The organism is Pseudonocardia sp. DR1-2 (assembly GCF_023717215.1).
Taxonomy (GTDB): domain Bacteria; phylum Actinomycetota; class Actinomycetes; order Mycobacteriales; family Pseudonocardiaceae; genus Pseudonocardia; species Pseudonocardia alni.
The window spans coordinates 991,549-1,004,127 of record NZ_JAMQOF010000001.1; the positions used below are offsets into that span (position 1 = coordinate 991,549).

14 protein-coding genes are annotated in these 12,579 nt (G+C 73.2%); 6 read left to right on the top strand and 8 right to left on the bottom strand.

Annotation, left to right across the window (positions count from 1 at the left end; translation table 11 throughout):
* The first annotated feature begins 12 nt into the window (after positions 1 to 12).
* A complete protein-coding gene (gene thiE / locus ND486_RS04595; protein WP_373324182.1) occupies positions 13 to 714 on the top strand; it encodes a thiamine phosphate synthase in 702 nt (233 codons plus the stop codon).
* Positions 715 to 738: 24 nt separating this feature from the next.
* On the opposite strand, the gene ND486_RS04600 is transcribed toward thiE, so the two are convergent.
* Together ND486_RS04600 and ND486_RS04605 are read right to left on the bottom strand one after the other, a co-directional pair.
* The gene (locus ND486_RS04600; protein ID WP_251782954.1) at positions 739 to 2,046 is read right to left on the bottom strand and encodes a hypothetical protein; all 1,308 of its coding nucleotides are present in this window, start codon (positions 2,044 to 2,046) and stop codon (positions 739 to 741) included.
* Between the two features lie 158 nt (positions 2,047 to 2,204).
* Positions 2,205 to 2,873, bottom strand: coding sequence for a DUF3159 domain-containing protein (locus tag ND486_RS04605; RefSeq protein WP_251782955.1), 669 nt, complete (start codon positions 2,871 to 2,873; stop codon positions 2,205 to 2,207).
* A gap of 154 nt (positions 2,874 to 3,027) precedes the next feature.
* Between ND486_RS04605 and ND486_RS04610 the strand changes: the two genes are divergently transcribed.
* Positions 3,028 to 3,816 (top strand): SGNH/GDSL hydrolase family protein, encoded by a 789-nt coding sequence (locus tag ND486_RS04610; RefSeq protein WP_251782956.1) that lies wholly within the window; start codon positions 3,028 to 3,030, stop codon positions 3,814 to 3,816.
* An 11-nt stretch (positions 3,817 to 3,827) separates the two neighbouring features.
* Here the strand turns inward: ND486_RS04610 and thpD are convergent, their stop codons facing one another.
* The 4 genes from thpD to ectA form a co-directional block, all read right to left on the bottom strand.
* Entirely contained in the window at positions 3,828 to 4,754 is a 927-nt protein-coding gene (gene thpD, locus ND486_RS04615; RefSeq protein ID WP_251782957.1) for an ectoine hydroxylase, read from the bottom strand.
* Between the two features lie 128 nt (positions 4,755 to 4,882).
* On the bottom strand, positions 4,883 to 5,278 hold the full coding sequence (locus ND486_RS04620) for an ectoine synthase (RefSeq protein WP_178372921.1): 396 nt from the start codon (positions 5,276 to 5,278) through the stop codon (positions 4,883 to 4,885).
* A 7-nt stretch (positions 5,279 to 5,285) separates the two neighbouring features.
* On the bottom strand, positions 5,286 to 6,539 hold the full coding sequence (ectB, locus tag ND486_RS04625; RefSeq protein WP_178372922.1) for a diaminobutyrate--2-oxoglutarate transaminase: 1,254 nt from the start codon (positions 6,537 to 6,539) through the stop codon (positions 5,286 to 5,288).
* Entirely contained in the window at positions 6,536 to 7,126 is a 591-nt protein-coding gene (gene ectA / locus ND486_RS04630; RefSeq protein ID WP_083474376.1) for a diaminobutyrate acetyltransferase, read from the bottom strand. The genes ectB and ectA overlap by 4 nt, the downstream gene beginning before the upstream one ends.
* Before the next feature lie 326 nt (positions 7,127 to 7,452).
* On the opposite strand from ectA, the gene ND486_RS04635 reads away from it, so the two are divergent.
* The gene (locus ND486_RS04635; RefSeq protein ID WP_251782958.1) at positions 7,453 to 7,761 is read left to right on the top strand and encodes a hypothetical protein; all 309 of its coding nucleotides are present in this window, start codon (positions 7,453 to 7,455) and stop codon (positions 7,759 to 7,761) included.
* A gap of 110 nt (positions 7,762 to 7,871) precedes the next feature.
* Here the strand turns inward: ND486_RS04635 and ND486_RS04640 are convergent, their stop codons facing one another.
* Both ND486_RS04640 and tatA read right to left on the bottom strand, forming a co-directional pair.
* A complete protein-coding gene (locus tag ND486_RS04640) occupies positions 7,872 to 8,612 on the bottom strand; it encodes an SDR family oxidoreductase (RefSeq protein ID WP_251782959.1) in 741 nt (246 codons plus the stop codon).
* Positions 8,613 to 8,632: 20 nt separating this feature from the next.
* On the bottom strand, positions 8,633 to 8,908 hold the full coding sequence (gene tatA, locus ND486_RS04645; protein WP_251782960.1) for a Sec-independent protein translocase subunit TatA: 276 nt from the start codon (positions 8,906 to 8,908) through the stop codon (positions 8,633 to 8,635).
* A gap of 204 nt (positions 8,909 to 9,112) precedes the next feature.
* Here tatA and ND486_RS04650 point away from each other — a divergent pair, with 204 nt between their 5' ends.
* The 3 genes from ND486_RS04650 to ND486_RS04660 all read left to right on the top strand — a co-directional run.
* The gene (locus ND486_RS04650) at positions 9,113 to 9,982 is read left to right on the top strand and encodes an arpA protein (RefSeq protein ID WP_208822911.1); all 870 of its coding nucleotides are present in this window, start codon (positions 9,113 to 9,115) and stop codon (positions 9,980 to 9,982) included.
* A 5-nt stretch (positions 9,983 to 9,987) separates the two neighbouring features.
* A complete protein-coding gene (locus tag ND486_RS04655; protein WP_374231373.1) occupies positions 9,988 to 11,772 on the top strand; it encodes a choline/carnitine O-acyltransferase in 1,785 nt (594 codons plus the stop codon).
* A 17-nt stretch (positions 11,773 to 11,789) separates the two neighbouring features.
* Positions 11,790 to 12,579, top strand: a 790-nt coding sequence (locus tag ND486_RS04660; protein WP_251782962.1) for an NAD(P)-dependent oxidoreductase, incomplete at its 3' end; no start/stop codon positions are given.

The window sequence follows — 12,579 nt, forward strand, 5'->3', positions numbered from 1 at the left end:
CTACGCCGTAGCCTGCGAGCCGTGTCCGACACCGATACCCGTCCCGGCACCGGCGACACCCGTCGCGCCCGGCTCGACGGCCTCACCGACGCCCGTCTCTACCTGTGCACCGACGCCCGCACCGCGCGCGGTGACCTGGCGGAGTTCGCCGACGCCGCGCTCGCCGGCGGGGTCGACATCGTCCAGCTGCGGGACAAGGGCGGGCCCGGCGGGCCGCTGGAGGCGAGCGCGGAGCTCGCCGCACTGGAGGTGCTCGCCGACGCCTGCCGCCGGCACGGCGCGCTGCTCGCGGTGAACGACCGCGCCGACGTCGCGCTCGCCGCGGGTGCCGACGTGCTGCACCTCGGCCAGGACGACCTGCCGGTGGCGTGGGCGCGCCGGGTCGTCGGCGACGACGTGCTCATCGGCCGGTCCTCGCACAGCCCCGCCGAGACCCTGACCGCCGCCGACGAGGACGGCGTGGACTACTTCTGCGTCGGCCCGTGCTGGCCGACCCCGACCAAGCCGGGACGCCCGGCCCCCGGCCTGGACCTGGTGCGCACGGTCGCCGGACGGACCCCGGCGCGACCGTGGTTCGCGATCGGGGGCATCGACGGCGACCGCCTGGACGAGGTCCTCGACGCCGGTGCGGACCGGATCGTCGTCGTCCGGGCGATCACCGAGGCCGAGGACCCGCGCGCGGCCGCGGCGGCGCTGCGGGCCCGCCTGCGCTGAGCCCGCCTGCGCCGGGCAGGCGGGTCAGTTCTGCGTGCCGGAACCCTGGTTGCCCGAGCCCTGGCCGCCGGAGCTCTGCCCGCCCGAGTCCTGACCCGACTGGCCGGAGCCCGGCTGCTGGGTCGGCAGGACCCGGTTCAGCCCGTCCTGCAGCGGGTTCGACGAGCCCGAGCCGTCCTGACCGGAGTCCCGGTCACGGGTGCCGGTCGACGACTCCGACGTGCTGGTGCCCGACTCCTCGGTGGAGGTCGAGCTCGACGACGACGTCGACGAGTCGCCCCCGGAGCCGTCGCCCCGGTCGTTCTCCTGCTGGGTGGGGGGAGCACCGCCGCGGACGACGTTGCTCACCGAGGTCCCGGACGAGCCGGACAGCGACGAGCCCTTCACGAACTCGATGCCCGAGATCAGGAACATCGACACCGCGAAGGTGACGACGCCGAGCACCGCGGACACGATGACCGTCTTGCGGGTGACCCGGACCCGGCGGAACCGGCTGTGGCCCGCTCCGGCGGCACGGGTGGTGCCACCGGGTGCCTGCCACGGGTCCAGCAGCACCGTCTCCTCGCCGGTGGGCCCGGCGAGACCGTGGCCGGAACCGTTCTGCGCGGCGACCGCGGTGCCCTCGGCGACGCCCTTGCCGCGCCGGGTCGCCTTGTCCTTCAGCTCGAGTGCCTTGTCCTTGCTGACCTCGAGCGAGCGGGTGAACAGCGTGGTGGCCAGCGTCGAGATGATCGAGCCGAGCGCCGCGCCGATCACCGTGCCGACCGCGCCGAGGAACGAGCCGAGCACCGCCGTGACGATCGCCGCGCCGGCGCCGGCTGCGATCTTCGTCGGGCTGAGGTCGGCCTTGAGGCCGCTCGCCTTCGTGGTGTCCGACGAGGCGTCGCCGGAGCCGTCACCGGACCCGCCAGAGCCCCCGGACCCACCGGGTCCGTTCGGTCCGCCGCCGACCGGGCCCACCGGACCGCCGGGTCCGGCCGCGCGGGTCGTGTCCGACGCGGGCGGCAGCACCCGGGTGCGCGGACGCCCGCCGGGCGGGGTCCCGTCCGGCACGCCCGGACCGGGCACGACCGGGCTCACCGGACGGCCACCGGGCGGGGTCTGCGTGGTCCGGCCGCGGACGGTGCCCGACGGCTGCTGCGGGACCCGGCCGCCGTGCGTGCGGGGCGGATGCGCGGTGCGCTGACGGGGCAGCCGCGGGGCGTCGGGGGCGGCCACCGGGCGACCGGTGCCGGGTCGGGGAGCGGACGGCTGGGCGGGGGGACGGGCCGGGCCGGGGACGCCACGGGGGGCGTCGCCGAAGCCGGGCTCCGGGGGGCGCTGGTGTGGCATGGCTCCTTGCAGTGATCGTCGGTGCGGCGGCTCGCCCCGGGGGAACGTCCGGGCGGCCACGATTGCGCCGGACGATCACCCGAAGTGGTGACCTTCACACGACCGAGCGAAGGTCACGGGAAGATCACGATTCTAGCGCTACGAGGTGTCAGAGCCTGTCACCGGGGGTGACGAATGCCCGGGTGATCGGCCGGCAGCGCCGTACGCAGCAACGGCCACGACACGAGCACGCTCAGCCCCACCAGCACCGGGCTCAGCACGGTCCGCGCGACACCCAGGAGCACGACCTGGTCGGCCGCCCACAACGGGAGGAACACCGACAGCCGCAGGACGTACTGCGCCACCCACGCCCAGGACGCCCGCTGGTACCCGCGGAGCAGGTCCGGGTCGCGCCGCCACCTCGTGCGCTGTCCCAGCAGCCCGCCGACGACGACCCCCAGCAGCGGCCACCGCACGACGATCGAGATCGCCCAGGCCAGCGCGCTGCCGACGTTGGACACGATCTGGACCAGGAAGAAGTCCGACGCCCGCCCGGTCACCAGCGCGATCCCGGCCGCGACGACGACCCCGGCCAGCCCGAACAGCACCGCCCGCGGCCGCCGGCCGCGGTACAGCCGCCACCCCGCCACCGCGGCCCCCGCGACGATCGCCGCGCCGGCCCCCCAGTTGATCGGGAACGCCGACCCCGCCGCCCCCGCCACCACCCAGGCGAGCACGAACGCGACCACCGGGATCGAGGCGTCCACGGCACCGGCCCGGCCACCGAGCAGTTCGGCGAGCCTCGGGTCCTCCCGGGATGCGGTGTGCGGAGCGCGATCGGACGTCACCCCGCTAAGGGTGCCCTATCCCGCGCGCCGGGTCGACGGGATCGGATTGGCGGACAGCGCCGAACAGGGTGATCATCGGCGTAACACCGGACATCGTTGCGGTGAACAACAGACAAGGCACGCGGAGGACCGGGGACGAGAGGGGGCCGTGCCGATGCACCAGCAGACGCACGCACAGCACCGGAGCTACGTCGCGATCGGCGACAGTTTCACCGAGGGGCTCGACGACCTCACCCCCGACGGCCGGGCCCGCGGCTGGGCCGACCGCGTCGCCGAGACCCTCGCCCACCGCCGCCCGGGCTTCGGCTACGCCAACCTCGCCGTGCGCGGGAAGGTCCTCGACGAGATCGTCGCCGAGCAGCTGCCGGTCGCCGAACGGATGCGCCCCGACCTGATCACCTTCTGCGCGGGCGGCAACGACATCATCGGCTGGTCCTGCGACGTCGACGACCTCGCCGCCCGCTTCGACGCCGCGCTCGGCAGGCTGGTCGCGACCGGCGCCGAGGTGCTGATCTTCACCGGCTTCGATCTGCGCCGGATGCACCCGTTCATCCGCAGGCTGCGCGGCCGGATCGCCTGCTACAACGAGGACATGCGGGCCGCCGCCGAACGGCACGACTGCCGCGTCGTCGACCTGTGGGCGATGGACTGCCTCGCCGATCCGCGGGCCTGGGGGCCGGACCGGCTGCACCTGGTCCCGCACGCGCACGAGCGGGTCGCCTGGCGGGTGCTGGAGACCCTCGGTGAGCAGGCCCCGGACTGGCGCGGGCCGTGGCCGGAGCCCGAGGGCGGACCGACCCCCTGGACCGCGCGCCAGGCCGAGGACCTGCGGTGGGTCACCCATCACGTGATGCCGTACCTGCGCAAGCGGCTGCGCGGCGGGCACACGTGGGACGGGTACCGGCCCAAGCGTCCGGAGCTCTCACCCCTCCAGGACGCCTGAGCGCGAGCCGCTCAGCGGACCGGTGAGTGGTCCCGGGCGGCGATGTGCGACGGCCGCGGCCGCGGCGCGGAGAACGGCGCCACGCAGGTGTTCTCGACGCTGTTGAACACCAGGAAGATGTTCGAGCGCGGGTACGGGGTGATGTTGTCCCCCGACCCGTGCATGCAGTTGGAGTCGAAGAACGTGGCGCCGCCCGCGTCGCCGGTCATCATCGCGATGCCGTGCCGCTGGGCCAGCTTCGCGATGGACCCCGGGTCGGGGGTGCCGATCTCCTGCTCCGTCAGCGACGTCAGGTGGTAGTCCTCCGGCGTCTCGCCGACGCAGGACACGAAGGTCCGGTGCGACCCCGGCATGATCATCAGGCAGCCGTTGAACGCGTGGTTGTCGGTCAGCGAGATCGAGCAGCTCACCGCGCGCGGGCCGGGCATGCCGTCCTCGGCGTGCCAGGTCTCGAAGTCGGAGTGCCAGAAGAAGCCCCCGCCGCCGAGCCCGGGCTTGTAGTTGATGCGGCTCTGGTGGACGTACACGTCGGAGCCGAGGATCTGACGGGCCCGCGACAGCACCCGCTCGTCGCGCACGAGCCGGCCGATCGCCTCGGAGATCCGGTGGACCTCGAAGATCGAGCGGACCTCGTCGGAGGACTTCTCGACGATGCAGCGCTCGTCGGCGCGGACCTCGGGGTCGTGGGCGAGCCGGTCCAGCTCGGCCTGGTACTCCACGATCTCGTCGGCCGTCAGCAGGCCCGGCACCTGCACGAAGCCGTCGCGCTCGTGCGCCTCGAGCTCCTGGGCGCCGAACATGCCCGCGCTCGCCCGGTCGCTCCAGACGGTGGGCTCGGCGCGGTCGATGAAGGCGGGGGTGTTCGAGACGCGCGTGGGGTAGCGGTCCCCGGCTCCACGCACGAGACGCGGTTCGTCGTTGCCGACCAGTGCGGTCATGGACCCTCCTGTGAGTCGCTGTGGGTTCGGTGTCCCTTCGGATGGACGTCGTGTGAACGACCGCGAGGGGCGTTCCCGCTGTCACACAGCGGAAACACCCCTCGCGATGTCGATCTCGGGACGGAGGTTCAGTCCTCCGTGATCAGCGGGTACACGCCGTTCTCGTCGTGCACCTCCCGGCCGGTGACCGGCGGGTTGAAGACACACACGCACTTGATGGTGGTCTTCGGGCGGAGCTGGTGCTTCTCGTTGCCGCTCAGCACGTAGATCGAGCCCGGCTTGAGCTGGTACGTGACGTCGTTGTCCTTGTCGTAGAGCTCGCCCTCACCCTCGGTGATGAAGACGGCCTCGATGTGGTTCGCGTACCAGAAGTCGTTGATCGTCCCGGCCTGCAGGGTGGTCTCGTGGACCGAGAAGCCGACCTTGTCGTTGGCGAGCACGATCCGCTTGCTGCGCCACTGGCCGTTCTCGGACTCGACGTCCCGCTCGGTTCCGGTGATCTCGTCGATGGTGCGGACGATCATGTGGGTATCAGCTCCCGATGACGGTGCGGACGGACTCGGCGATGATCCCAAGACCCTCGTCGAGCTCGTCGTCGGTGGTCGTGAGGGGCGCCAGCAGCTTGAGGACCTCGTCGTTCGGACCGGCGGTCTCCAGCAGCAGGCGGTGCTCGAAGGCCTTCGAGGCCACCTTCTCGGCGAGCCCTTCGCCCTCGAACTGGATGCCCCGCGCCATCCCACGGCCCTTGGTGAACATCTCGGTGCCCTGGTTGTCACCGATGATCTTGTTGAAGGCCTCCTCGACCTTCTCGCCCTTGCGCAGCGTCTCCTTCTCCAGCGTGTCGTCGGTCCACCAGTTGCGCAGCGTGTGCGTGGCGGTGACGAACGCGGGGTTGTTGCCGCGGAAGGTGCCGTTGTGCTCGCCCGGGCCCCACTGGTCGTACTCGGGCTTGATCAGCACGAGCGCCATCGGGAGTCCGTAGCCGGAGATGGACTTCGAGATCGTGACGATGTCGGGCTGGATGCCCGCGATCTCGAAGGAGAAGAACGGGCCGGTCCGGCCGCAGCCCATCTGGACGTCGTCGACGATCATGAGGATGCCCTTGCGGGTGCACAGGTCCCGCAGACCCTGCAGCCACTCGATGCGCGCCGGGTTGAGCCCGCCCTCGCCCTGGACCGTCTCGACGATCACCGCGGCCGGCTCGTTGAGGCTGGACCCGGTGTCGTCGAGGACCTTCTCGAACCACAGGAAGTCGGGCATCTTGCCGTCGAAGTAGTTGTCGAACGGCATCGGCGTCGAGTGGACCAGCGGGATGCCGGCGCCACCGCGCTTCATCGAGTTGCCGGTCACCGACAGCGCGCCCAGCGTCATGCCGTGGAAGGCGTTCGTGAAGTTGATCAGCGCCTCCCGGCCGCTGATCTTGCGCGCGAGCTTCAGCGCGGACTCGACGGCGTTGGCGCCGGTCGGGCCGGGGAACTGCACCTTGTACTGCAGGTCGCGCGGCTTGAGGATGACGTCCTCGAAGGTCTGGAGGAACTCGCCCTTGGCCGAGGTGTACATGTCCAGCCCGTGGGTGATGCCGTCACGGGTCAGGTACTCGATCAGCGGCTTCTTGAGCACCTCGGGGTTGTGCCCGTAGTTCAGGGCGCCCGCACCACCGAAGAAGTCGAGGTAGGAGTGGCCGTCGACGTCGGTCAGACGGCTGCCCTTCGCCGTGTCGAAGACGACGGGCCAGTTACGGCAGTAGCTCCGGACCTGGGACTCGAGATCCTCGAAAACGGTCATGTGTTCCCACCCTTGTCTGCTGCGATCGGGCCGATGAGATAGAGGTTCTCCGGCTCGTGCTCGTCACCGAGCAGGTCCGGACCGAAGAGGTCCTCCCGCTCGATCGTCATGTCGTGGCGCTCCGCGAACTTCGTGAACAGGCGGATCGAGGAGGCGTTGTCCGGCGTGATGGTGGTCTCCATCCGCTCGGCGCCCGCCTGGTCCCAGACGGCGTCCAGCATCCGGCCGGCGAGCCCCGCACCGCGTGCCACCGGATCGACGCACACCTGCCAGATGAGCAGGGCGCCGTTCTCGGGGCGCAGGTAGCCGGTCACGTAGCCGACGGCGCGGCCGTCGTCGCGCCGGGCGATGACCGAGGTGCGTGCGAAGTCGCGGCACCACAGGACGTAGGCGTAGCGGGAGTTCGCGTCCAGCGTCCGCGCCTCCACCGCCAGCCGCCACATGTCCACCCCGTCGGCCGGGGCCGGGGAACCGATCTCGTACGAATGGTCACCGTCGGCGTCGGCCGCCGGGGCGGGTGCGCCGGTCGCGGCGTCCCCGTCCGGAGCCGTGGACGCCCGAGGAGGAGCCTGTTCGGGAGCGGTCATGACTGGCGAGGTTAGTGCCGTCCGGCGCAGGTCGCAGCCGCTGACGACCGGCGGCCGACCTCGACGCCGTGATCGACGTGACCGGCGCCACAGCATGATCCGGAACCGTGCGACCGGGTGTCCGCCCAGGAAGACACCGTGATCACCGGCCCGTCCGGCGGGTCCCGGAACGGACCGGCCGGACCCGCCGAAGGCACGGACGTGGCCCTCGCCACGCTCCGCGACCACCCGGCCGCACGTTCGGCCAATCGTGCGGATGCACTTGCATCTGCACCGCTGCGGGGTGACGATGGCTACTCCGTCGAATCGTGCCCGGAGGAGCTGCCGTGTCGGTGATACCCGCCAGTACGCGCCCCGTGGCCGTGGTGACCGCGCCGGACGAGGAGCAGACCGTCACGGTCACCTGCGCCCGCGACAGCCGCAGCCACGTCGTGGCGCAGGCGGTGCTGGCCGACTCGCTCGCCGCCGGAACCGGACACTGCACCGCGCTCTGCGGGCACGTGGTGCTGCCGGCGTCGCTGGCCTCCCCGCCCGGGGACGGCTGCCTGCTGTGTGCCGAGACCTCCGGGGCCGGGCGCCGCGCCCGCCGCCGCGGACGGATCGGTTTCGGGCGCTCGGCCCGCGCCGCCTCCTGAGCGCCGCCACCGACCGCCGACCGCACAGCCGGTCCGTTCCCCACCGCCGGCCGGGCCCCGACCCGTGCCGGTGGCTCCCTCACCCGCCACCGGTCCGGTCCCGCGACGGATCAGCGCCCGCCGGACACGTCCAGCACGGCGCCGGTGACGTAGCTGGCCTCGTCCGACAGGAGCCACGCGATCGCCGTCGCCACCTCGTCGGGGTGGCCGGCGCGGCCCATCGGGATCGACGGCGCCATCCGCTCGATCCGCCCCGGCTCACCGGCCCGGGCGTGGAAGTCGGTGTCGAGCAGGCCCGGTCGTACGGCCGCCACCCGGATCCCGTCCGCGGCGACCTCCTTCGCGAGCCCGACGACGAGCGCCTCGACCCCGGCCTTCGCGGCCGCGTAGTCGTTCCACTCGTCGGGCGAGCCGAGCACCGCCGCGCGGGAGCTGACGTGCACGAGCACACCCCCCGCCCCGCCGTAGCGGGTCGACATGCGGTGCACCGCTTCGCGTGAGCAGAGCAGGGCCGCGCGCAGGTTGAGCGCGACGACCTCGTCGATCCGGGCGTCGCTCATGTCCTCGAGACGCTGCCGCGAGGGAGCTCCGCCGGCGTTCGCGACCACGCCGGTCAGCGGCGAGGGCATGGCCGACGCGGCGTCGAACAGGCGCTCGACACCCTCGGTGCGGGTGACGTCCGCTGCGACCGCGTCGGCGTGCACCCCGGCCGCCCGGCACTCCGCGACGACGGCCGCGGCGTCCTCCGGTGAGGCCCGGTGCCCGATGAGGACGTCCTGGCCGCGGGCGGCCAGCAGCCGGGCGGTGGCCGCGCCGACCCCGCGGCTGGCCCCCGTCACGAGCACCGTCATGCGTCGTCCGTCCTGCGGTGTCAGGCCCGGTGGGCCTCGGGACCGGGCTCCGGACGGGCGGTGCCCTCCGGCGTCCCCGGCTGCCGGGTACCGGGGTCACGGACCTCGGTGTCGGCACGGGGCGCGCCGCCGGGTCCGATCTCACCGGGGCGCTCGTCGTCGTCGCGCAGGCCGCGCATCTCGCTCTTCAGGATGCGGCTGGACCGACCGACCGACCGCGCCATCTCCGGCAGCTTCTTCGCGCCGAACAGCAGGACCAGCACGACCAGCACGATCAACCAGTGGGTGGGGCTCATAGCTCCCATGACAGCCTCCTCGCTCGCCGACGGGATCAACGAACCATCCTCCGCCGGGGTTCCCTCCCGCAAGAACAGCCTCCCATGGCGCACGGAAACTGATCGCTCGGTCACTCACCGTTGATCCGGCGACGTCGAACGGGTTTGGATGACGGTGACACCGTGGGCGGCACCGGCGCTGCCCGGGGACGAAGGAGCTGATCCGTGCAGCCGACCGCACTCGCGGCCCCGCAGGAGCTCGACCCGGTCGACCTGGCCCGCTACCCGGTGCACGAACCGGGCTCGTCCGGGTGGGAGGACGCGGTCCGCCGGGCCCGCGCCCAGCTCGCCGCCGACGGCTGCGCGGTGCTCCCCGGGTTCGTCCGGGCGTCGTGGCGGGACCGGCTGCGGACCGAGGGCGAGGCGGTCGCCCCGCTGGCGCACTACGAGACCGCCGTGGTCAACGTCTACAACACCGACCCCGACCCCTCGCTGCCCGCCGACCACCCGGCGGGGGTGCCGATGGAGCGGGGCAACGCCTTCGTCGCCCGCGACCGGATCCCGGCCGCCGCGGTGGTCCACCGCCTGTACCCGCAGCCCGCCTTCCGCGCCTTCCTCGCCGCCTGCACCGGCGTGCCCGAGCTGCACGAGCTGGCCGACCCGCTGGCCGGGCTGTGCCTGAACGTCGTCGGCGACGGCCGGTCGCACCCCTGGCACTTCGACACCAACGAGATCGCGATCAGCCTGCTCACGCGCGCGCCGGAGGCCGGCGGGGTCTTCGAGTACTGCCCGGACATCCGCAGCACGTCCTCGGAGAACACCGCCGACGTCGCCGAGGTCCTGCACGGCAGGGGCGGTGACCGCGTCCGGCGGCTGGTGCTGCGTCCCGGTGACCTGCAGCTGTTCCGCGGCCGGTACTCGCTGCACCGGGTGACCGAGGTGCGCGGGGACGTCGCCCGGCACACGGCGATCTTCTCCTACAGCACCCGCCCCGGGGTGGTCGGCAGCGCGGTCCGCACCCGCCAACTGTTCGGGAGGACACTGTCCGAACACGGGGGGTCGCGCGCCGTGCGCGTCGACGGGCTGCTGGACTGATGCCCGTGACCACCACGTTCGCGGCCGACGACGACCTGCCGAAGGTGCCGCTCCCGACCCTGTCCGCCTCGGTCGACCGCTTCCTCGAGTGGTGCGCCCCGCTGCTCACCCCCGACGAGTACGCCCGCACCGAGTCCGCCGCGCGCGAGCTGCTCGCCGAGGGCGGCCCCGCGTCGGTGCTCCAGGCCGACCTCGAGCGCTTCGACGCCGGCGCCCACAGCTGGTTGGACGCGTTCTGGCCGTCGCGCTACCTGGGCCGGCGCGACCGGATCGCGCTGAACGCGAACTTCTTCTTCCTGTTCGGGCCGGGATCGACCACGGACCCGTGCGAGCGGGCCGCGCAGCTCACCGTCGCCGCCCTCGGGCACAAGGCCGATCTCGACGCCGGGACGTTCCCGCCGCTGGTCAACCGCGACGTGCCGCAGTCGATGGACCAGAGCCGCCACATCTTCTCCACCACCCGCATCCCGGGCGACCCCCAGGACACCGTCCGCACCCCCTACAGCGACGGCTGGCCGGGCCCGTCCACCGAGCGGCACGTCGTGGTGCTGCACCGCGGCCGGATCCACCGCCTCGACGTGGTCGGCGCCGACGGCGCCGCGCACACCGCCGAGGAGATCGCCGGCGCCCTGCGGGAGATCCGGGACGCCCACCCCGAGCGGGCCGCCACCGGTGACGCGGTCGGCGCGCTGACCACCCTGGCCCGCGCCGAGTGGGCCGCGGTGCGGGACCGGCTGACCGGGCTGGACCCGGCCAACGCCGAGGCCGTCGACCTCGTGGAGCGGGCGCTGCTCGCGATCTGTCTCGACGAGACCGACCCGGCCGACGAGGAGTCCGCCGCGCGGACCCTGCTGGCCGGGGACGCCGGTGACCGCTGGTTCGACAAGGCGCTGTCGATCGTCGTGCTCGCCGACGGCACCGCCGGGGTCAACATCGAGCACTGCGAGCTCGACGGCACCACCGTCCTCACCCTGGTCGACGCCATGTTCGCCGACCCGGTCGAGACCCACGCCGAGCGCATCGGGACCCGCCCCCAGGGCACCCCGCCGCACGGCGAGCTGCGGTTCGTCCTCGACGACGACCTGCGCGCCACCGTCGCCCGCGCACACGACGAGTTCGCCGCGTTCCTCGACGCCACCGCCACCGAGCTCGTCGCCTTCGACGACTTCGGCGCACGCGACGCCAAGGCCCTGAAGTGCTCCCCGGACGCCTTCGTGCAGGCCTGCTACCAGGTCGCGCACCGGCGGGCCAAGGGCGTCACCGGGGCCACCTACGAGTCGATCGCGACCCGGCAGTTCCGGCGCGGCCGCACCGAGGCGATGCGGGTGATCACACCGGAGATGGTGACCTTCGTCGACACCATGGGGGACCCGCAGGCCTCCGACGCCGACAGGGTCGACACCTTCCGGGCCGCCGCCGCGGCGCACGGCGCCCGCGCGAAGCAGTGCCAGCAGGGCGACGCGCCCGAGCAGCACCTGTGGGAGCTGGACTGGATCCGGCGCCGTCGCGGGGCGGAGCTGGGCGTCACCGAGCAGCTCGCGGTGTTCGACTCCCCCGGCTGGACGATCATGCGCGACGACTGGCTGTCGACCAGCTCCGCGCCGTCGGACAACATCCGGTACTTCGGGTTCGGCTCGACCAGCTCGCGCTGCATCGGGGTGGCCTACGTGCTGCTGCCCGACCGCTTCCACGTGCACCTGTCCACCCCGGCCGACCAGGCCGAGGGGATGCACGCCTTCGCCCGGGAGCTGCGGACGGCGGTGACCGAGCTGCGGAACCTGCTTGCCTGAGCGGGTTCACTGGTGGGGTGGAGCGCTTCCTCGTCACCGGCAGTTCCGGCCACCTCGGTGAGGCGCTGGTCCGCACACTGGCCGGCGACGGGGTGCCCGTCGTCGGCCTGGACCGGCGGCCCTCGCCGTGGACGGCGGTCGTCGCGTCGCTGACCGACCGCGACGCCCTGCGGTCGGCGCTGCGCGGGGTCAGCCACGTGCTGCACACCGCGACGCTGCACAAGCCGCACGTCGGCTCGCACAGCAGGCAGGACTTCGTCGACACGAACGTGTCGGGCACCCTCGCGGTGCTGGAGGAGTCCGCCGCCGCGGGGGTGCGGGGCGTGGTGTTCACGTCCTCGACCAGCGCGTTCGGCCGCGCGCTGACCCCGGCGCCGGGCGGGCCCGCGACCTGGATCGACGAGACCGTGGTGCCGCGGGTGCGCAACGTCTACGGCGCCACGAAGACCGCCGCCGAGGACCTGTGCGAGCTGGCCGCGCTGGACCCGGGGCTGCCGGTGGTGGTGCTGCGGACCTCGCGGTTCTTCCCCGAGGCCGACGACCGCGACGAGGTCCGCGCCGTCCACGACGACACCACGCTCAAGCTGGTGGAGTTCTGCCACCGGCGGGTCGACGTCGCCGACGTCGTGTCCGCGCACCTGGCCGCGGCCCGGCGGGCGCCCGAGCTCGGGTTCGCCCGCTACGTGGTCAGCGCACCGCCGCCGTTCCACCGGGCCGACCTCGCCGAGCTGGGCCGCGACCCGGGCGCGGTGCTGGAGCGGCGGGGCCCCGCGCCGGCCGCGCCCCCGGGCCGGGGCGGGGGGGCCG

Excerpts from the sequence above, each read along its gene's own strand:
- ND486_RS04600 (WP_251782954.1), bottom strand. The coding sequence starts at position 2,046 with ATGCCACACCAGCGCCCCCCGGAGCCCGGCTTCGGCGACGCCCCCCGT.
- ND486_RS04610 (WP_251782956.1), top strand. The coding sequence starts at position 3,028 with ATGCACCAGCAGACGCACGCACAGCACCGGAGCTACGTCGCGATCGGC.
- thpD (WP_251782957.1), bottom strand. The coding sequence starts at position 4,754 with ATGACCGCACTGGTCGGCAACGACGAACCGCGTCTCGTGCGTGGAGCC.
- ND486_RS04620 (WP_178372921.1), bottom strand. The coding sequence starts at position 5,278 with ATGATCGTCCGCACCATCGACGAGATCACCGGAACCGAGCGGGACGTC.
- ectB (WP_178372922.1), bottom strand. The coding sequence starts at position 6,539 with ATGACCGTTTTCGAGGATCTCGAGTCCCAGGTCCGGAGCTACTGCCGT.
- ectA (WP_083474376.1), bottom strand. The coding sequence starts at position 7,126 with ATGACCGCTCCCGAACAGGCTCCTCCTCGGGCGTCCACGGCTCCGGAC.
- ND486_RS04640 (WP_251782959.1), bottom strand. The coding sequence starts at position 8,612 with ATGACGGTGCTCGTGACGGGGGCCAGCCGCGGGGTCGGCGCGGCCACC.
- tatA (WP_251782960.1), bottom strand. The coding sequence starts at position 8,908 with ATGAGCCCCACCCACTGGTTGATCGTGCTGGTCGTGCTGGTCCTGCTG.